17 protein-coding genes are annotated in these 19,532 nt (G+C 55.1%); 8 read left to right on the forward strand and 9 right to left on the reverse strand.

Annotated elements, in window-relative coordinates:
* Positions 1 to 198 precede the first annotated feature (198 nt).
* The 3 genes from CRO19_RS04665 to CRO19_RS04675 are packed head-to-tail and all read left to right on the forward strand — an operon-like array spanning position 199 to position 3,797.
* Complete coding sequence (locus tag CRO19_RS04665; RefSeq protein ID WP_097094815.1) at positions 199 to 1,704, forward strand: sugar ABC transporter ATP-binding protein; 1,506 nt, start codon at positions 199 to 201, stop codon at positions 1,702 to 1,704.
* The gene (locus CRO19_RS04670) at positions 1,701 to 2,699 is read left to right on the forward strand and encodes an ABC transporter permease (protein ID WP_097094816.1); all 999 of its coding nucleotides are present in this window, start codon (positions 1,701 to 1,703) and stop codon (positions 2,697 to 2,699) included. The genes CRO19_RS04665 and CRO19_RS04670 overlap by 4 nt, the downstream gene beginning before the upstream one ends.
* 27 nt (positions 2,700 to 2,726) lie before the next feature.
* A complete protein-coding gene (locus CRO19_RS04675) occupies positions 2,727 to 3,797 on the forward strand; it encodes a sugar ABC transporter substrate-binding protein (RefSeq protein WP_097094817.1) in 1,071 nt (356 codons plus the stop codon).
* Positions 3,798 to 3,829: 32 nt separating this feature from the next.
* Here the strand turns inward: CRO19_RS04675 and dinB are convergent, their stop codons facing one another.
* Both dinB and CRO19_RS04685 read right to left on the reverse strand, forming a co-directional pair.
* On the reverse strand, positions 3,830 to 4,882 hold the full coding sequence (dinB, locus tag CRO19_RS04680) for a DNA polymerase IV (RefSeq protein WP_097094818.1): 1,053 nt from the start codon (positions 4,880 to 4,882) through the stop codon (positions 3,830 to 3,832).
* Between the two features lie 98 nt (positions 4,883 to 4,980).
* On the reverse strand, positions 4,981 to 5,772 hold the full coding sequence (locus tag CRO19_RS04685) for an FkbM family methyltransferase (RefSeq protein ID WP_097094819.1): 792 nt from the start codon (positions 5,770 to 5,772) through the stop codon (positions 4,981 to 4,983).
* Positions 5,773 to 6,084: 312 nt separating this feature from the next.
* On the opposite strand from CRO19_RS04685, the gene dpaA reads away from it, so the two are divergent.
* Complete coding sequence (gene dpaA / locus CRO19_RS04690; RefSeq protein ID WP_097094820.1) at positions 6,085 to 6,828, forward strand: peptidoglycan meso-diaminopimelic acid protein amidase; 744 nt, start codon at positions 6,085 to 6,087, stop codon at positions 6,826 to 6,828.
* Here the strand turns inward: dpaA and CRO19_RS04695 are convergent.
* Both CRO19_RS04695 and lpcA read right to left on the reverse strand, forming a co-directional pair.
* On the reverse strand, positions 6,799 to 7,566 hold the full coding sequence (locus CRO19_RS04695; RefSeq protein ID WP_097094821.1) for a class II glutamine amidotransferase: 768 nt from the start codon (positions 7,564 to 7,566) through the stop codon (positions 6,799 to 6,801). The two genes, dpaA and CRO19_RS04695, sit on opposite strands and share 30 nt — an antisense overlap.
* A 51-nt stretch (positions 7,567 to 7,617) precedes the next feature.
* Complete coding sequence (gene lpcA / locus CRO19_RS04700; RefSeq protein WP_097094822.1) at positions 7,618 to 8,196, reverse strand: D-sedoheptulose 7-phosphate isomerase; 579 nt, start codon at positions 8,194 to 8,196, stop codon at positions 7,618 to 7,620.
* A 243-nt stretch (positions 8,197 to 8,439) separates the two neighbouring features.
* Here lpcA and fadE point away from each other — a divergent pair, with 243 nt between their 5' ends.
* Positions 8,440 to 10,884, forward strand: coding sequence for an acyl-CoA dehydrogenase FadE (gene fadE, locus CRO19_RS04705; RefSeq protein WP_097094823.1), 2,445 nt, complete (start codon positions 8,440 to 8,442; stop codon positions 10,882 to 10,884).
* 42 nt (positions 10,885 to 10,926) lie between these two features.
* Here the strand turns inward: fadE and mtnK are convergent, their stop codons facing one another.
* Positions 10,927 to 12,126 carry an S-methyl-5-thioribose kinase gene (gene mtnK / locus CRO19_RS04710; protein ID WP_097094824.1) on the reverse strand — a complete coding sequence of 400 codons (1,200 nt, stop codon included), beginning with the start codon at positions 12,124 to 12,126 and terminating at the stop codon, positions 10,927 to 10,929.
* Positions 12,127 to 12,231: 105 nt separating this feature from the next.
* On the opposite strand from mtnK, the gene mtnA reads away from it, so the two are divergent.
* On the forward strand, positions 12,232 to 13,251 hold the full coding sequence (gene mtnA, locus CRO19_RS04715; RefSeq protein WP_097094825.1) for an S-methyl-5-thioribose-1-phosphate isomerase: 1,020 nt from the start codon (positions 12,232 to 12,234) through the stop codon (positions 13,249 to 13,251).
* 88 nt (positions 13,252 to 13,339) lie between these two features.
* On the opposite strand, the gene CRO19_RS04720 is transcribed toward mtnA, so the two are convergent.
* Genes CRO19_RS04720 through CRO19_RS04730 form a run of 3 tightly spaced genes read right to left on the reverse strand, consistent with a single transcriptional unit; the run spans position 13,340 to position 15,178 of the window.
* A complete protein-coding gene (locus CRO19_RS04720) occupies positions 13,340 to 13,882 on the reverse strand; it encodes a 1,2-dihydroxy-3-keto-5-methylthiopentene dioxygenase (RefSeq protein WP_097094826.1) in 543 nt (180 codons plus the stop codon).
* A 1-nt stretch (position 13,883) separates the two neighbouring features.
* Positions 13,884 to 14,567 (reverse strand): acireductone synthase, encoded by a 684-nt coding sequence (gene mtnC / locus CRO19_RS04725; RefSeq protein WP_097094827.1) that lies wholly within the window; start codon positions 14,565 to 14,567, stop codon positions 13,884 to 13,886.
* Positions 14,564 to 15,178, reverse strand: a complete 615-nt coding sequence (locus CRO19_RS04730) for a methylthioribulose 1-phosphate dehydratase (RefSeq protein WP_097094828.1) — start codon at positions 15,176 to 15,178, stop codon at positions 14,564 to 14,566. The genes mtnC and CRO19_RS04730 overlap by 4 nt, the downstream gene beginning before the upstream one ends.
* Before the next feature lie 145 nt (positions 15,179 to 15,323).
* On the opposite strand from CRO19_RS04730, the gene CRO19_RS04735 reads away from it, so the two are divergent.
* Both CRO19_RS04735 and CRO19_RS04740 read left to right on the forward strand, forming a co-directional pair.
* On the forward strand, positions 15,324 to 16,469 hold the full coding sequence (locus CRO19_RS04735) for a pyridoxal phosphate-dependent aminotransferase (RefSeq protein ID WP_176519197.1): 1,146 nt from the start codon (positions 15,324 to 15,326) through the stop codon (positions 16,467 to 16,469).
* The gene (locus tag CRO19_RS04740; RefSeq protein WP_097094830.1) at positions 16,457 to 17,227 is read left to right on the forward strand and encodes an amidohydrolase; all 771 of its coding nucleotides are present in this window, start codon (positions 16,457 to 16,459) and stop codon (positions 17,225 to 17,227) included. The genes CRO19_RS04735 and CRO19_RS04740 overlap by 13 nt, the downstream gene beginning before the upstream one ends.
* 43 nt (positions 17,228 to 17,270) lie before the next feature.
* Here the strand turns inward: CRO19_RS04740 and katG are convergent, their stop codons facing one another.
* Positions 17,271 to 19,469 (reverse strand): catalase/peroxidase HPI, encoded by a 2,199-nt coding sequence (gene katG / locus CRO19_RS04745; protein ID WP_097094831.1) that lies wholly within the window; start codon positions 19,467 to 19,469, stop codon positions 17,271 to 17,273.
* Positions 19,470 to 19,532 lie beyond the last annotated feature (63 nt).

A 19,532-nucleotide genomic window follows, 5' to 3' on the forward strand; every position in this document is an offset into this window, starting at 1 on the left:
GCACAATACTCTACCCATTATCCATAACGCCTCGTAGTTAAACCACCGCTTTCCCTTGCGCCAGCGTTAGCCACCATTACATCCAGATGTCTGGATGGCTAATATGATTTCGTGCTAGCTTATGCCCTTTCGTTTGTTGCCCAGCGCGAGGGTTCAGGAAAAAATGCCCCCAACTCAAATAATTAAAGGCACGGCTGAATGACGGCGATCAACCGCCTGGAGATGCGTAATATCTCCATCGCTTTTGGCGGTTTTGCCGCGCTATCGCAGGTCGATTTTCTGACTGAAGGCGGTTCGGTACATGCCCTGACGGGCGCCAACGGCGCGGGGAAATCGACGCTCATGGCGGTGCTGGCTGGAGCGCACACCCATTACAGCGGGGAAATTTTGCTGGATGGCGTTCCCGTCGCCCTGCGCTCGCCGCGTGATGCCAAAAAGCTTGGCATTCATCTGGTTCAGCAGGAAGTCGACGTGGCGCTGGTGCCGCAACTCAGCGTCGCGGAGAACATTCTGCTCGACCGCTTAGCGGAGCCGGGCCATGGCTACAACTGGCATGAAACGCGCCATCAGGCGCGCGCGCTGCTGGCACAGCTGGAAGTCAACCTGGATGTGAACCGTTTGGTTGAGCGCTGTTCGCTGGCGGAGAAGCAGCAAATCTTGCTGGCACGTGCGCTATCTCACCACTGCCGCTTCCTGATTCTTGATGAACCCACCGCCCCGCTCGATCAGCATGAAAGCGAGCGCCTGTTTGCCGTCGTGCGCCGCTTACAGTCGAGCGGCATTGGCGTGGTATTCATCTCGCACCGCATTCATGAACTTAAAGCGATTTGCGATCGGCTGACGGTGCTGCGCGATGGACGCCTGATCGAAAGTAGTCCGATGGCGGCGCTAAGCGGCGAGCAAATCGTTGAGAAGATGCTGGGACATCAGCTCGACGATGTCTTTCCACCGCGCCGCATACATCAGGCGCAGCCGCTGCTCCTGTCGGTTGAAGGCTTACATGACGATCGTCTGCTGCAAGATATTTCGTTGCGTCTGCATAAAGGCGAAATCCTTGGCATTGCAGGTTTAGCCGGTGCCGGGAAGACCGAACTGTGCAAAGCGTTGTTTGGTGCCAGCAAAAGCCGGGTTGAGAAAGGCGAGTTACATGGCAAGCCGTGGCGACCGCGTTCGCCGCATGATTCGGTGGAAAACCGCATGGCGCTGGTGCCGGAAGAGCGTCGTAAAGAGGGTATTTTCATTGATGAGCCGGTGAGCATGAATTTGAGTATCAGCGCCGATAACAGCTTTTCACGCTGGAGCCTGTTTGGTCATCGTCAGGCATGGCGCTGGGCTGAAGAGGTGATTCAGCGCCTGAATGTACGCACCACCGGGCCGGCGCAGATCCTGCGACGTCTGTCGGGTGGCAATCAACAAAAGGTGGCGATTGGCAAATGGCTGCGTAATAACGCCGATGTTCTGATTTTTGACGAGCCCACCAAAGGCGTGGATATCAAAGCTAAAACCGAACTGTTCAGCCTGATTGACGGCTTAGCGCGCGAAGGTAAAGGCATCATTTATGCCTCGGGTGAGTTTGCTGAACTGGTCGGCCTATGCGACCGCATTTGTGTGCTCTGGGATGGGCGCATCGTGGCAGAAATGGACGCCGATGTAGCGACAGAAGAGATGCTTCTGCTTTATTCCACCGGAGGAACACCTGCGTGAGCAGCAAAGAATTATCCCTAAACCCGCGGCCTTCTCTGCGCCATCAACTCTTCGAGTTCCTTTATAAATGGGGCATGTTGCTGACGGTTGTCATCCTGATTGCGGCATTTGGACTCGCCTCAGATAGCTTTCTGGAACCGACCAACATCATCAACATCCTGCGATCGATTGCCATCGTTACGGTGATCGCGATTGGCGTATCCCTTTCGCTGACGGTTGGCGGCTTTGACCTGTCGGTGGGCTCTACGGCGTCACTAGCCAATGCACTGGTGATATCGCTATTCGTGTGGCACGGCTTTGGCACTACCGAAGCTATCATCATTACGCTGCTGCTGTGCACGCTGGTCGGGCTGTTCAACAGCTTCCTGATCGTGATTCTGCGGATTCCCGACATGCTCGCCACCCTGGCCACGCTGTTTGTGATTCAGGGCGTCGCAATGACCTACAGCTTTGGCGGCTCGATCACTGAAAACATGGTGCTGCCCAGCGGCGATATGGCCGAGGGCACCATTCCTGCCGCCTTTGGTCTGCTCGGCCAGGTGCCAACTATCGTGATTATCATGCTGGTGGTAACGATTGTGGCGCAGCTGGCGCTGTCGCTAACGAAGCATGGTCGTCGCATGTATGCGCTGGGTGGCAACCCGGAAGCGGCGCGCCTGTCGGGCATTCGCACTACACGCTATCGCGTGCTGGCCTATGTGCTGGCATCGCTGCTGGCGGGATTGGGCGGCATTTTACTGGCTTCGCGTATTGGCTCCTCGCAGGTGAATGCTGGCGGTGGCTATTTAATGGATGCCGTGGCCGCAGCGTGGATTGGCTTCTCGCTGGCCGGTTCCGGCAAACCTAATGCGCTCGGGACCTTAGTGGGCGCCGTGATCCTCGGAGTGTTGCAAAACGGGCTGGTGATGCTGTCAGTACCCTATTACGCCATGGACATTATCAAAGGCCTGGTGCTGGCGCTGGCGCTGGCCATCACTTACATCCAGCGCCGCTAAGGCGCGTTAAACCAGAAAGAGATCATAATGAAAAAAATCACCCTTTCGCTGCTGGCCGTTAGCCTGCTCAATACCAGCATCGCCTTCGCCGACACCGTCACACCGGTGCCTGCGGCGATCGCCAACCACGAAGGTCCGGTGCGCATTGCGATTATCCGTAACCTCGGTTCAGACGATAACACCACGCAGTTTGTTGCCGGGGCAATCCAGCAGGGACGCAAGCTGGGCTTTAAAGTCAGTACTTTCCTAAGCAACGGTGACGATGCGCGTTTCCAGGATTTCGTTAATCAGGCGATTAGCCAGAAATATGACGGCATTATTCTGTCGCACGGTAAAGATCCTTACTCTACCGCGCTGGTGCAACGTATCACTGCGGCCGGCATTAAGCTTTCCGTGTTTGATACGCCGGTTAATACCCCGGTGGAGGGCGTAACCGTAACGGCACAAAACGACGCCTCGCTGGCGCAAGAATCACTCGGCAGCTTGATCAAAGACTTCAACGGCAAGGCGAACATCGTCAAGCTATGGGTGGCGGGTTTCCCAGCGATGGATCGCCGGCAGGTGGTGTATGAGAAGCTGTTAAAAGCGAATCCTGGCATTCATCAACTGGAATCGATTGGTGCGGTTTCCTCTGATGTGCAAGGCGATACCGCCAACAAGATTGGCGCCATTTTGGCCAAATACCCGAAAGGTAAGATCGATGCCATTTGGGGATCGTGGGATGCCTTCAGCCAGGGCGCTTACAAAGCGTTGCAGGAGAACGGCCGTACCGAGATCAAACTCTATAGCATCGACGTATCCAATCAGGATCTGCAGCTGATGCATGAGAAGAACAGCCCGTGGGTGCAAACGGTAGCGGTGGATCCAAAAACCATTGGCGCGGTCAATATGCGCCTGGTGGCGAATAAGATTGGCGGCGAAGCAACGCCCGCAACCTATGAGTTCAAAGCGGCGTCGATTTCGCAGCAGCAGCTGAACAGCCAGCAGGGTGCAGTTAACATGGCTTCACTGAATAACATCATCCCAGGTTGGGGCGAGAACAGTGATTTCGTCGCGCCCTGGTTTGCCACGCTGGAAGCGAAGTACGCTAAGAAGTAATACTTTGACAGGGCGTGCACCAGCGCGCCCTGTTATAACCCCAGCACCAGCTGCCGCTCCAGCTGCGGATCCACCATGGTGACATGCAATCCCACCAGCCTGACACCGCGCCCTGCCCGACGATCATTCCAGGCCTGACGCGCGACGGCGATCATGTCCTCTTTATTCAGCACCGGCCAGACATGTTCCTGCGTGGTCTGTTGGAAATCGTTAAACTTCAGCTTAACGCCCTGGCGGGCAATCTGCTTATCCGGCTTGATGGCGGTTAAGCGACGCTCCAGCTCAGCGTAGAGAAAATCAATAATTTCCAGGCACTGCTCCCAGTGATGAATATCTTCCATTAACGTGCGCTCAACGCCGAGGGATTTACGCTCACGCTCCACCACGACATTTCGCTCGTCAATGCCGTTGCTGCGTTCCCACAATATGCGGCCAAACTTGCCAAAGCGCTTTAGCAGCAGGGCAAGATCGGCCTGCTGCACATCGGCGCAGGTGCGTAAGCCCATCTCTTCCAGCTTTTTGGTGGCGACTTTGCCAACGCCGGGGATCTTACTCAGCGGCAGCGTCAGTAAAAAATCAGACATGGCGTCAGGCGTTATCACATATTGCCCATTGGGCTTGTTGAGATCGGAGGCGATTTTGGCAAGAAACTTGATGGGCGCAATACCGGCAGAAGCGGTCAATCCGGTTTCGCGCAGAATATCCGCACGAATGGCCTGCGCCATCAGCGTTGCCGAGCCCTGGCAATGCAGGCTGTTGGTAACATCAAGGTAGGCTTCATCCAGCGAGAGCGGTTCAATCAGCGAGGTATAGCGCGAGAAGATGTCGCGAATCTGGTGCGAAGCTTCTTTATACGCATCAAAGCGACCGGGCAATAAACGCAGATGAGGGCAAAGTTTTAGCGCCATGCCGGTGGGCATCGCGCTGCGCACGCCATACTTACGGGCCGGATAGTTGGCGGTACTGATCACGCCACGTCGCTCACGGCTGCCACCAATTGCAATGGGGATATCACGCAATGAGGGATCATCGCGCATCTCCACCGCCGCATAAAAGCAGTCCATATCGACATGAATGATTTTCACGTGTGTAACTAACCCAGATTAAAAATAAGACCTCATTATAATACTGGATATTTGTACAGATGCAAAAGTGTTCACAGAGCGCGCATGTGGGATTAATTTCAGGGATTAATCACCATTCCTTTATCGCTGATGGTGATATTTAAACGTTTGTTAGAGGGATGTTGTGCGATAGCAAGCTCACCAAACAGCTCGACTTCATAGCCCAATTCCCCGCGCACAAAGTCCAGCAAGCGGTTACGTTTTGGAACGAATGCTTTGAGCTGCTCTCGCCAGACTTCGAACAAAATGGGCGGATAAGCAGACGTTTCAAGCCAGTGCCGAGCGCCCCTGAGTACTTCAAGCTCCAAACCTTCAACATCCACTTTAATGAGGTGCGCGCCAGGCAATTCCAGACTATCCAGCGTTGCAATACGCACAGATTCACTCTCGGTTAATTTGGTACTTAATACCTGCCTTTGGGCACGAATTTCAGCATCCAGAGAAAGCGCACCAACATTAATCTCGGTTTGCATATCCAGCACCGGAACATCAATTTCACCATTGATATCACCTATTGCCATCTGCCTTGCATGACAATGAAACAGCTGATTGATAAACAGATTGGCGCACAGCTGATAAAACACCTGCCGCTGAGGTTCGAAGGCATATAACGTGCCGCCCTGCTCACGAATATGGTCACCCATCGGCACCGACCAGGCCCCCAAATTGGCCCCGACATCGATCAACACCGGGCGATCTATCCCTTTGATGAGTAATTTTGAGAGAGAGACCATTGCCGGTTCCCATGGGGTGCCATTCCTGAGATGCCGATTAATCAGGTCAGGACCGGGCGATAACATATAATGAAGATCCTCAACCTGATAAACCGAAGGGGCCACCGAGAGATTCATAGATTTTTTCCTGCTGAAAGGGTTTGGCGCAGTATAAGGAGGTGGCTGACCCCTTCCGACAAGACCGTTCTTGTTTGCTGCTCGGATTATAAATTTTAACCTTCGTACAAAATGCGCGAAATTTTTGTCGGACTAATTAAAGTTTACAAATTTATGGCCGCATTCCCTTTAGGAACGCGCCATTTTCTCGGACACTGGCTTGATTAAAAGCCAGACAATGTTAATGTTGCGCAGCGATAGCGGATATTTCCGATAATGCAATACCCAGACGCGCAGCGTCATCGTCTCTCTTCACATCAAGGTATCTACAGAATGGGCAGAATCGCATTATTGCTTGCGATGATTCTTATGCCGCTCCTTAGCTGGGCAATTAACCCCGAGCCTACGCAACCGCTGGCTCCGGTGAGCAAAGAGTTAAAGAAACAACTGATTGGAACCCCGGTTTTTATTCAGATTTTCAAGGAAGAGCGTACGCTGGAACTGTACGGCAAAATCGGTAATGAATATCGTCTGCTGGACAGCTATCGCATCTGTAATTTTTCTGGCGGTTTAGGACCTAAACGTCGTCAGGGCGATTTTAAAAGTCCGGAAGGCTTTTATAACGTTAAGCTTAACCAGTTAAAACCCGATAGCCGTTTTTACCGCGCCATTAATACCGGTTTCCCTAACCAGTACGATCGCGCTAAAGGTTATGACGGTAAGTTTCTGATGATTCACGGTGATTGCGTATCGATTGGCTGCTACGCGATGACCAATGCGTCAATGGATGAGATCTTCAACTATACCAACGCCGCGCTGCGTAATGGTCAGCAGGAGATTCAGGTCAACATCTATCCATTCCGCATGACGGAAAGCAACATGCAGCGCCATCGTTATTCAAGCGATATTAATTTCTGGCGTGAACTGCAGCCGGGCTATGCCTACTTTGTGAAGTACCGCGTGCCGCCAACGGTGAACGTGACGGCAACCGGCCAATATGCGGTGAACAACACGCCGGTGATATCGACACCGGATGCTGCCTCGAAATCATTCCTGGCGCTCACCCAGGCAAAATAACGCCCACTCGCCTGGCACTATCCGGTGCCAGGTTTCATTCCCCGTTAATGGCTGTGTGGCAATCACTGTCACCACATCTTGCGGCGTAGTCTGCTGCTGAAAATCAATTTCTACGTCCTGATCGAGCAGCGTCGCTTTGCCAAACGGCGCGCGGCGCGTGATCCAGTAAAGATTGGTTGAGCAGAAGGCCATTAGGTAACGCCCATCCGATAACAGCATGTTAAATACGCCCTTCTCACGCATTTCTGCAGCCAGCTCTGCAATATAGCGAAACACCGCAGGCCAGTTACCCGGCGTGCGCGGATAGCGCTCGGTAAGTTTGTGCAGAATCCAGCAAAACGCCTTTTCACTGTCGGTTTCGCCAATAGGACGGAAGGGCCCGGTATCCAGCTGGCGATAGCCTTTCAGCTGCCCATTATGGGCGTAAGTCCAGTTACGGCCCCACAGCTCACGCGTAAACGGATGGGTATTTTCCAGCGACACTTCACCGCGATTCGCCTGGCGGATATGCGCCACCACCGAATGCGATTTGATGGGATATTCCTGCACCAAACGGGCAATTGGCGAGTTAAAGCTCGGCTGCGGATCTTTGAACGTGCGGCAACCTTTGCCTTCGTAAAAGGTGATGCCCCAGCCATCTTTGTGCGGCCCGGTTCCACCGCCACGCTGCACCAGACCGGTAAAACTGAAACAGATGTCCGTAGGGACATTGGCGCTCATCCCGAGCAATTCGCACATAGCAACCGCCTTAAATGAGTCCCTCTCGCAAGCGGCGAGAGGAACACGTCATTACTTAACCATCTCTTTTTCGATTAACAGCATCAGGATATGAATCACTTTAATGTGGATCTCCTGAATGCGGTCGGCATAGCCAAAGTGCGGCACGCGAATTTCGATGTCCGCCGAGCCCGCCATCTTGCCGCCATCTTTGCCGGTCAGGGTGATCACTTTCATCCCTTTGGCGCGGGCAGCTTCAATTGCTTTAATAATGTTGGCGGAGTTACCCGAGGTAGAGAGCGCCAGCACCACATCCCCTTCACGGCCCACCGCTTCGATGTAGCGTGAGAACACATAGTCATAGCCGAAATCGTTGCTGACGCAGGAGAGATGGCTGACATCCGAAATGGCAATGGCTGGATAACCAGGACGATTTTCACGATAGCGCCCAGTCAACTCTTCAGCAAAATGCATGGCATCGCAGTGTGAGCCGCCGTTACCGCAGGAGAGCACTTTGCCACCTGCTTTAAAGCTATCGGCAAGCAGAACCGCAGCGCGCTGAATCGCATGAATATTGGCTTCGTCACTCAGGAACGTAGTGAGCGTATCGGCTGCTTCATTGAGTTCTGAGCGAATAATGTCCTGATACATAGGGATGTCCTTTAGAGGAAAGATTGACCCAGCAAGTTTAACGGAATGGGGCTAAGCCGCAAAGCGCCAGCACCGAGGAAAAGCGCGATGGCTGAAGGAAGTTTGGCAGTTGTTGCCGTACACGCAATGAATTTGTGAGTTGGGTTGTAATTGCGATGTAAACAGATTGATAAATTTTGCCCGCTATTCTAAACCTACACCCATAACAGGTCAGACCTCTTACTACTTATGGAGTGGTTCATTATGTTGGTTGCCTCAATTGTTGCGACGCTAATTTTACTTAGCGTCTTGTTTTACCACCAAATCTCCCTGCAGCTGAGCAGCGTCATATTGCTGCTATGGACCGGCGCACTCGCGGCCGCTGGCCTCTGGACCCCGTGGCTGCTGGTGCCGCTGGCGATTATCCTGCTGCCGTTTAACCTGCCTGCACTGCGCCGCAGCATGTTTTCAAAACCGGCGCTGCGCAGCTTCCAGAAAGTGATGCCACCGATGTCACGCACCGAAAAAGAGGCGATTGACGCGGGCACCACCTGGTGGGAAGGCGATCTGTTCCGCGGAAAGCCGGATTGGCAGAAGCTGCACAACTATCCGCAACCGCGACTGACCGAAGAGGAACAGGCCTTTATTGATGGCCCGGTGGAAGAAGCATGCCGCATGGCGAACGACTTCGAAATCACCCATGAAATGGCCGATCTACCGCCGGAGCTGTGGGCGTATCTGAAGCAGCATCGCTTCTTCGCCATGATCATTAAGAAAGAGTACGGCGGCCTGGAGTTCTCAGCTTATGCGCAGGCGCGCGTGCTGCAAAAACTGGCCGGCGTTTCCGGCATTCTGGCGATTACCGTCGGCGTACCAAACTCACTTGGCCCAGGCGAGTTACTGCAGCATTACGGTACCGATGAGCAGAAGGATCACTATCTGCCGCGTCTGGCACGCGGTGACGAAATTCCCTGCTTTGCGTTGACCAGCCCGGAAGCCGGATCTGATGCCGGCGCTATTCCTGATACGGGCGTCGTGTGCATGGGTGAATGGCAAGGTCAGCAGGTGCTGGGCATGCGCCTTACCTGGAACAAACGTTATATTACGCTGGCACCGATCGCGACCGTACTCGGCCTGGCGTTTAAGCTTTCCGATCCGGACCATCTGCTGGGCGAGACGGAACAGCTGGGGATTACTTGTGCACTGATCCCTACGCACACGCCTGGTGTGGAGATTGGTCAGCGTCACTTCCCGCTTAATGTGCCGTTCCAGAACGGCCCAACTCGCGGTAAAGATATCTTCGTACCCATCGATTTCATCATCGGTGGTCCGTCGATGGCCGGCCAGGGCTGGCGTATGCTGGTGGAGTGCTTGTCTGTAGGCCGTGGTATTACGCTGCCATCCAACTCTACCGGCAGCGTGAAGAGTATGGCATTGGCAACCGGTGCCTATGCGCACATTCGCCGCCAGTTCAAACTTTCCATCGGTAAGATGGAAGGGATTGAAGAGCCGCTGGCACGCATCGCCGGCAACGCCTACGTGATGGACGCCGCTGCGACGCTTATCACCAGCGGCATCATGCTCGGTGAGAAACCGGCGGTGCTGTCAGCGATTGTGAAGTATCACTGCACCCATCGCGGCCAGCGCGCCATCATCGATGCGATGGATATCGCCGGTGGTAAAGGCATCATGCTGGGCGAAAACAACTTCCTGGCCCGCGCTTACCAGGGCGCGCCGATCGCCATCACCGTGGAAGGCGCCAACATTTTGACGCGTAGCATGATTATCTTTGGTCAGGGCGCCATTCGCTGCCATCCATGGGTGCTGGAAGAGATGAACGCCGCGGCGAAAAACGATTTGATTACCTTTGACCGTGCGCTGTTCAGCCATATCGGCCACGTGGGCAGCAATAAAGTACGCAGCCTGTGGCTGGGTTTAACCGGCGGCCGTACCAGTGCCACGCCAACCCGCGACGTTACGCGCCGCTATTATCAGCATCTCAACCGTTTAAGTGCCAACCTCGCGCTGTTGTCGGATGTATCGATGGCGGTACTGGGTGGCAGCCTGAAGCGTCGCGAACGCATCTCGGCGCGCCTCGGCGATGTACTCAGCCAAATGTATCTGGCATCGGCCACGCTGAAACGCTATGACGATGAAGGCCGTAACGAGGCTGATTTACCGCTGGTGCATTGGGGGGTGCAGGATGCGTTGCATCAGGCCGAGGTAGCGATGGATGATCTGCTGCGCAACTTCCCAAATCGCATGGTAGCCGGTGCGCTGCGTCTGGTGATTTTCGCTGGCGGTCATCACTGCCCTGCACCATCAGATAAGCTGGATCATAAACTGGCGAAACTGCTGCAACTGCCCTCCGCCACGCGCACCCGTTTAGGCCGCGGCCAGTATCTGGCACCCAGCGCGCACAATCCGGCCGGTCAGCTGGAGCAAGCGCTGCAGGATGTCATGGCAGCAGAAGTGATTCACGATCGCCTGTGCCAGCAGCAGAAAAAACATCTGCCGTTTACCCGGCTGGATGCGCTGGCGCAGCGTGCGCTGCAAGAGGGATGGATTGATGAGAGCGAAGCCCAGGTACTGGTGCGCGCTGAAGCAAGCCGCCTGAAAGCGATTAACGTGGATGATTTTGCTCCCGAGGCGCTGGCGGTCCCCAAGCCGCAAAGCAAGCCTAACCCACGAGCAAGTGAAGCCGCATAAAAACGAAAAGCCTCCTTCGGGAGGCTTTTTTTTATCAGAAATTCAGCCCGCCTGGCGAATCCGTGCAATCAACGCATCAACATCCGCAACATGATCGGCGGCTAAAATCAGCGTGCGTCCCAGCGTTATGCAGCTGCGGATGCATTCAGTGCGCATCGTCACATCTTCAATCTGTTTGAAATCCGCAACATGTGACATACCTACGGTACGTCGAATCAACTCAGTGCCGCAGTAGCCAATGGTGTCGCGCCAGACTTTTTGCAGGAACGATGCGGCATAGCCGGGATAAGCCAGCGCCACGTCGGTGGTTTTTTCCTGTGCCAGCTCAAGGAAGCGGCTAGCAAAGTGGCTCCAGATATCGTGTACGTCACTCAAGCGACGCTCACGCCCTTCCGCCGCTTCACGCGGGGCCAGCAGGCCCGGCAGGCAGCAGTAATTAATCAGCAGGTTGCCAATAGCGCTGCCGACGTCAAAGCCGATCGGTCCAAAGTAGCCAAACTCGGCATCGATCACTTTCAGGCTGCCATCTGCCACGAAGATCGAGCCACTATGAACATCACCGTGCAGCAGCGCTTCCGCATCAGCGAAAAAGCGGTGCTTCAGTCCCGCGACGGCGATTTTGAGTGCGTCGTCGGTGCGCAGGCTAACCACCAACGATTCCAGCGCGGTGGGATAGCTGTTGCGTTCGTGATCGGTAAAGGGATCGTTGAAGAACAGATCTTCTGTAATTTCACACATTTCCGGATTAATAAAACGCGCGACTTCCGCTTTTTTCTTGTGGGGATGCAGAAAGAAATCGGAAGTATGGAACAGCGTCTGTGCCAGATATTCCCCTACCTGACGGCCCGCCAGCGGGTAGTAGGCGCCTTTCACCAGCTCGCCGCGCCAGATGCGATGGCTGGAGAGATCTTCCATCACCATCACCGCTAAGTCTGCGTCGTAATGCGTGATGTTAACGGTGTGCTGAGGACAATATTTGTAGTGTTCAACCAGCGTCTGCGCCTCCAGACGCGCGCGATCCAGCGTGAGCGGCCATGACTCGCCCACGCAGCGCACATACGGCAGCGCCTGCTTGACGACCACACGGCTACGGCCTTGATTATCGAAAATCTTAAATACCAGGTTGAGATTGCCATCCCCGATCTCTTCAGCGCTCACCAGCGTGGACGGGTCGTCAACACCGCCAAATTTTTTAGCATATTCCACAGCATCGGCAGCGGTGAACGTACGGTATTGCGACATTGCCTGTTCCTCGAGTTTCGATAGTAATAAGCCGTTCAGACGTCTATACATCCGTTCAGCATGTTGGCACAATAGCCAGCATCAACGCAACAGGGATTTCACATCATGCAAACACTTCGCACCACCAGCCTTGAGGTCCGCAATAATCAACTGTGGATCCTTGACCAGCAGGCGCTGCCGCAACAGAAAAACTGGCAGCCTGCGCATAGCGTTGCTCAGCTGGTTGATCATATTCACGCCCTGCGCGTGCGCGGAGCGCCATTGATTGGCCTCTCCGCCAGTTTGCTGCTGGCGCTGCTCGCCGAGCAAGGTGCAACGCGCCCCGAACTGGCTGAAGCGCTTAACGTGCTGCGCGCCGCTCGTCCAACGGCGGTGAACTTAATGAACAATCTTGATCGCATGAAAACGGCACTCGCTGAGCACGATTATGACGCGGCGCTCAGTGCCGAAGCACTGCGGCTGGTGGCGGAAGATAAACAGCTATGCGACAACATCGCTTGCGCCGGGAGCACACTGGTGAAACCGGATAGCCAGTTGCTGACGCACTGTAATACCGGTGGGCTGGCGACGGCGGGCGTCGGTACGGCGCTCGGCGTGATTGCCTATGCCCATCAGCAGGGCTTGGTGAAAAATGTCTGGGTAGATGAAACCCGACCGCTGCTGCAAGGTGGGCGTTTAACCGCGTGGGAACTTGGCGAGCTGAATATTCCCTATCAGTTGATCACCGATTCGATGGCCGCCAGTTTGATGGCGCGCGGCGTGGTCGATGCGATTTGGGTGGGTGCGGATCGCATCGCTGCCAATGGCGATGTGGCGAATAAGATTGGCACTTACAGCCTGGCCGTGCTGGCGCAGTATCACGGCATTCCCTTCTATGTGGCGGCACCGCATACCACGCTGGATCGCTTATGTCCGAACGGTGGCGCAATACCGATTGAACAGCGCGCCGCCAGCGAAGTGACGGGCGTAGCGGGCAGTTTTGGCAGCGTGCAGTGGGCACCCGCCAACGCAGCGGTGTATAACCCGGCGTTTGACGTCACGCCTGCAGCGCTGATTAGCGGTTGGGTGCTGGATACTGGTGTGGTCACGCCAGCGCAAGTTCAGGAAGGGATTTTTCAGCCGTAAGCTGATTGCTGTTGATTAGGGGTCGTCATAAATGACGACCTTACGGTTGGCGCATGGTTGTAGGGGCGGTATTCATGCCGCCCCATGATCACGCCAGGCGCGGATAGGCATCGGCAATCTTGTCGCCGGTAAAGTTCGCTACCCAGCCTTCCTGGTTATCGAAAATACGAATCGCAGTAAAGTGCGGCTCAGATCCCATATCAAACCAGTGCGCGGTACCGGCTGGCACGGAAATCAAATCGTTCTTCTCACACAGAATCTGATAAACCTCGCCATCCAAATGCAGGCAGAACAGCCCTGAACCCTCAACGAAGAAACGCACCTCATCTTCGCTGTGCGTGTGTTCATTGAGAAACTTAGCGCGCAACACCGCTTTCTGCGGATTATCCGCCCGCATGCTCAGCACGTCCCAGCTCTGATAACCCTTCTCAGCGACCAGTCGATCTATCGCATGTTGATAGGCGTTAATCACCGTCTCTGCATCGGGATTCGCCCCCAAATCACGATCGGCTTCCCAGCGTTCAAAGCGCACGTTTTTAGCATTCAGGCGGTCGCGAATCGCTGAGGCATCGGTGCTGTGCCACACCGGCTGATGGGCTTCGGTATCGGTAAAAATGGTCAATGCGCTCATGTTAAATCGACTCCGGTTTAATCTGGGAAAAATCATTTACCTGGTGATGACGACTGGCGTTATCCGCCTCGCCACGAATTAACTGCACCGTGTGCCAGCCCGCTTCCGCCGCCGCGTCGAGTTCCTGATGGATGTCCGACAGGAACAACAACGAACCCGGCGCGTGGCCGATTTTTTCGGCGATAGTGCGATACGATTGCGTTTCACGTTTCGCGCCAACGCCGGTATCAAAATAGCCGCTAAACAGCGAGGTTAAATCACCTTCATCGCTGTAGCCAAATAACAGTTTTTGCGCGGCGATCGATCCGGAGGAATAAACATACAGGCTAATACCTTGCTGCTGCCAGCGTTCAAACGCCGGCAGCACATCGGGATAAAGGTGGCCGGTAAACTGGCCGTCAACATAACCCGCGCGCCAGATCATCCCCTGCAATGCCTTGAGGCCCGGCGACTTGCGATCTTCATCGATATAACCCATCAGCGTGGTAATCAGCTGATCAAGCGTGGCCTGCGGTGTGCCCGCTTCGTCACGCACCGCGTTTAGTGCGGCAGCCACGTCTTCATCTGCATGCTTCTCGCGCACAAAGGCGGCCAAATGCTGGCGGGCATAGGGGAACAAAACGCTGTGCACGAACTGGATATCGCTGGTGGTGCCTTCAATATCGGTAACAATGGCGCGGATCATTTAGCCTCCAGCAGGCGACGTTGCAGTTCACATTCAAACAGGAATTCCAGCCCTTCCAGGTGGCGGCGCGCTTCATTCACATCTTTGCCCCAGCAGGTCAAGCCGTGGCCGCGCAGCAAAAAGCCATATTGCAGCGGGGTGTTTGCTGCAAAGGCGGCAATACGCTGTGCCAGCGCGTCAATATCCTGATCGTTATCGAATAAAGGAATGGCAATGGTATTAAGGTGCGTCTGCTGGCCGGCCAGCGTTTTCTGCATTTCATAGCCACTTAACCGCAGCGCATCTCCCTGCTCAACGCGCGACAGCACGGTGGAGTTGACGGTGTGAGTATGCAATACCGCGCCAGCCTGGGGGAAAAGGCGATAAATCAAGGTATGCAAACCGGTTTCCGCCGATGGCGTGCGCCCGGATGGCACGGCGTTATTCGCAATCTCTACCTGAATAAAATCATCACGCGTCAGGCTGCCTTTATCTTTCCCTGACGCGCTCAGCAGACAATATTCTGCGTCCTGCCGCACCGACATATTACCGCCGGTGGCGGGTGCCCAGCCTTTGCCACCAATCCAGTGGCAGGCGGCCACTAAATGCTCCAGTGGGAGAAAATCCGTCATAGCGATATACAGGCTCCGCAGGTTAGTTTAGACGTCTAAGCGTCTCGATTGCCAAATATTAACATCCTGTTTATAGTGGCAGCAACACAGGGTTTCTCCGCAACGACATTCGCGCTTAAGGCCACAAATAATGACGCAGCCCAACCTGATCCCCGAGAGCAAATTACCGGCGCTCGGCACCACCATTTTTACGCAAATGAGCGCGTTAGCGCAGCAGCACAACGCTATCAATCTTTCGCAGGGCTTTCCCGACTTCGACGGTCCACGCTATCTGCAAGAACGTTTGGCTTATCACGTTAGCCAGGGCGCGAACCAATATGCACCGATGATCGGCGCGCTGCCACTCCGTCAAGCCATCGTAGAGAAAACCGCCGAACTTTATGGCCACACGCCCGACGTTAACAGCGACATTACCGTGACCGCCGGCGCTACCGAAGCGCTCTACGCCGCGATCACCGCGCTGGTACGCCAGGGCGATGAAGTGATCTGCTTCGATCCCAGCTATGACAGCTATGCACCTGCTGTTCAGCTCGCCGGCGGCGTGTTAAAACGCATCGCGCTGCAGCCGCCAGAATTTCGCGTTGATTGGTCTGAATTCCGCACGCTGCTAAGCGCCAAAACCCGCTTAGTGATTCTGAATACGCCGCACAACCCTTCCGCCACCGTATGGCATAAAAGCGATTATGCCGAACTGTGGCAGGCGATTGCAGAGCAGGAAATTTATGTGCTGAGCGATGAAGTCTATGAACACATCTGCTTTGCCGATGAAGGTCACGCCAGCGTATTAGCGCATGCCGACCTGCGTCAGCGCGCGATTGCCGTGTCGTCATTTGGTAAAACCTTCCATATGACCGGCTGGAAAGTGGGTTATTGCATCGCACCAGCCGCGATCAGCGCCGAAATCCGCAAGGTGCATCAGTATTTGACGTTTTCAGTCAACACGCCAGCGCAGTTGGCGATTGCCGATATGCTGCGCCAGGAACCCGAACACTATCGTGAGCTGTCAGCGTTCTACCGAGGCCGCCGCGATCGGCTGATCGCGGCACTCGCAGGCAGCCGGTTTAAGGTGTTACCGTGTGAAGGCACCTACTTCCTGCTGGTGGATTACAGCGCCATTTCCGATCTGGATGACGTGAGTTTCTGCCAGCTGCTGACCAAAGAGGTCGGCGTGGCGGCCATCCCCCTTTCGGTGTTCTGCGCCGATCCTTTCTCGCACAAGCTGATTCGCCTGTGCTTTGCCAAACAGGAAGCGACGCTCGACGCCGCTGCGGAGCGCTTATGTCAGCTTTAAAAATTACCGTTCTGCAGGAAACGCTGAGCTGGATGGATGGCGCGGCTAATTTGCACCATTTTGATGGCGTACTGAAAGGTATTGAAGGCCGCGACATCATTCTGCTGCCAGAGATGTTTACCACCGGCTTTGCCATGGAAGCCGCCGAAGGCTCGCTGCCGCAGGATGACGTGGTGGCGTGGCTGCACGCACACGCGCAAACCAGCAATGCTTTAGTCGGCGGTAGCGCAGCAATTCAGACGGCGAAAGGCGCGGTTAACCGTTTCCTGCTGGTGGAACCCAACGGCACGCTGCATCAATATGACAAACGCCATCTGTTCCGCATGGCCAATGAACATCAGCACTATGTGGCGGGTGAAACGCGCGAAGTGTTTGAATGGCGCGGCTGGCGCATTCTGCCGCAAATATGTTACGACCTGCGCTTTCCGGTATTTTCGCGCAATCATAATGATTACGATCTGGCACTGTATGTCGCCAACTGGCCAGCGCCGCGTGCGCTGCATTGGCAATCACTGCTGCTGGCGCGTGCGATTGAGAACCAGGCTTACGTCGCCGGCTGCAACCGCGTTGGCAGCGATGGCAATCAGCATCAATACAGCGGCGATAGCCGGATTATTTCGCCACAGGGTGAGATTCTGGCGAGCGGTGAGCCTTTTGCACGTGCACGCCTCGACGCTGAGCTGTCACTGGAAGAGCTACAAGCCTACCGCGAACGCTTCCCGGCGTGGCGCGATGCGGATGCTTATATGTTGAAGTAATAAAAAACCCCGGCTAGCCGGGGGTTTATTTTGGTTTATTGAATTACAGCTCGAACCGATCCAGATTCATCACTTTCGTCCAGGCAGCGATGAAGTCGGCCACGAATTTCTGCTTCGCATCGCTGCTGGCGTAAACTTCTGCCAGGGCGCGCAAAATAGCGTTCGAACCAAACACCAAGTCGGCACGTGTGGCGCTGAACTTCACTTCTCCCGTCAGACGATCGCGACCTTCAAATAGCTCCTCGCTCTCATCGGTAGCTTTCCATGCGGTACGCATGTCGAGCAGATTAACGAAGAAGTCGTTGCTCAGCACGCCAACGCGATCGGTGAATACGCCATGCTGGCCGCCGTCAAAGTTAGTCCCTAACACGCGCAAACCGCCAATCAATGCCGTCAGCTCTGGCGCACTCAGCGTCAGCTGCTGCGCTTTATCCAGTAGCAACGTTTCCGTCGAAGAACCTTTGGCGATGCGGCGATAGTTACGGAAGCCATCCGCCAGCGGCTGCAGGAAGTTGAACGACTCGATATCGGTTTGATCCTGACGCGCATCAACGCGGCCTGGCGTAAACGGAACTTGTGTCGCCACACCCGCCGCAGCTGCAGCCAGCTCGATACCGACGCTGCCCGCCAGCACAATCACGTCAGCGAGTGAAGCTTTGCCCGATTCCTGCTGAATCTTCTGCAGGATCGGCAGTACATCACTAATAACGCTGGCGTTGACCGCCCAACCGTTTTGCGGAGCCAGTGCCAGACGCGCACCGTTTGCACCGCCGCGTTTGTCACCACCGCGGAAGGTTGATGCCGAAGCCCAGGCGGCAGAAACCAGCTGGCTTACGCTCAAACCTGACGCCGCAATACGCGCTTTGATATCGCTAATATCCGCCGGCGTTGGCTGATGAATGGCCTGCGGTAACGGATCCTGCCAGATCAGATCTTCTTTCGGCACTTCCGGACCGATGTAACGCGCTTTCGGCCCCATATCACGGTGCGTCAGTTTGAACCAGGCGCGAGCAAAGGCTTCGTTAAACGCCTGCGGATCGTTGAGGAAGCGGCGCGAGATCTTGCCGAACTCTTCATCAAAACGCAGCGTCAGATCGGTAACCAGCATAGTCGGTTTGCGTTTTTTCTCGGGATCAAACGGATCCGGGATAATCGCTTCGGCATCCACCGCTTCGAACTGAATCGCGCCTGCTGGGCTGTGCGTCTGTACCCACTCGTATTTGAACAGGTTTTCGAAGAAGTAGTTGCTCCACTGCGTTGGCGTTTGTGTCCACACCACTTCCAGGCCAGAAGTAATGGCATCTTTACCCACGCCGCTGCCGTAGCTGCTGCTCCAGCCAAGGCCCTGCGCTTCAATCGGTGAGGCTTCCGGATCGACACCCACATGGCTGGCCGCAGCCGCGCCGTGGGTTTTACCCAACGTATGACCACCGGCGATCAGCGCGACGATCTCTTCATCGTTCATGCCCATGTTGCCGAAGGTGGCGCGAATGGCCGGTGCGGCGGATTTCGGATCGCCGCTGGCTTCCGGACCTTCCGGGTTAACGTAGATCAGACCCATTTCAGTCGCGCCCAGCGGAGCGTTAGCCAGCGCTTCGGGATGGCGATGTGCCAGCCATTCGGTTTCGTGGCCCCAATCCACATCCATATCCGGTTCCCACACGTCTTCACGACCGGCACCAAAGCCGAAGGTGCGGAAGCCGGCGTTTTCCAGCGAGACGTTACCCGCCAGAATGTAGAGATCGGCCCAGGAAATTTTCTGACCGTATTTTTGTTTCACCGGCCACAGCAGACGACGCGCTTTATCAAGGCTGACGTTATCCGGCCACGAGTTAAGCGGGGCAAAACGCTGCTGCCCACGCCCTGAACCGCCGCGACCATCGATGGTGCGATAGGTGCCCGCGCTGTGCCACGCCATGCGAATGAACAGCCCGATATAGCTGCCCCAGTCGGCTGGCCACCAGGATTGCGAATCGGTGAGAATGGCGCGGATGTCGGCTTTTAATGCGGAGTAATCAAGTTTGCTGAATTCGTCGCGGTAGTTGAAGGTATCACTGAGTGGGTTGGAACGGTTGGAGTGCTGGTTTAACAGATCGACACGCAGCATATTGGGCCACCAATCGCGGTTAGATGTCCCACTACCGGCGCCGCGTGCTAATACGCTCTTCTCTTCTGAAGCCCCGTGATGAAAGGGGCATTTACCTGAGGCTGCTGCATTATCGTTATTGTCGTGCGTGCTCATTTTTCGGCTCCATTGGCTTCACATTGCTTTCTTTAATGCGACTAAGATTAGCCGCACTTGAGC

The organism is Candidatus Pantoea floridensis, assembly GCF_900215435.1.
GTDB classification, from domain to species: domain Bacteria; phylum Pseudomonadota; class Gammaproteobacteria; order Enterobacterales; family Enterobacteriaceae; genus Pantoea; species Pantoea floridensis.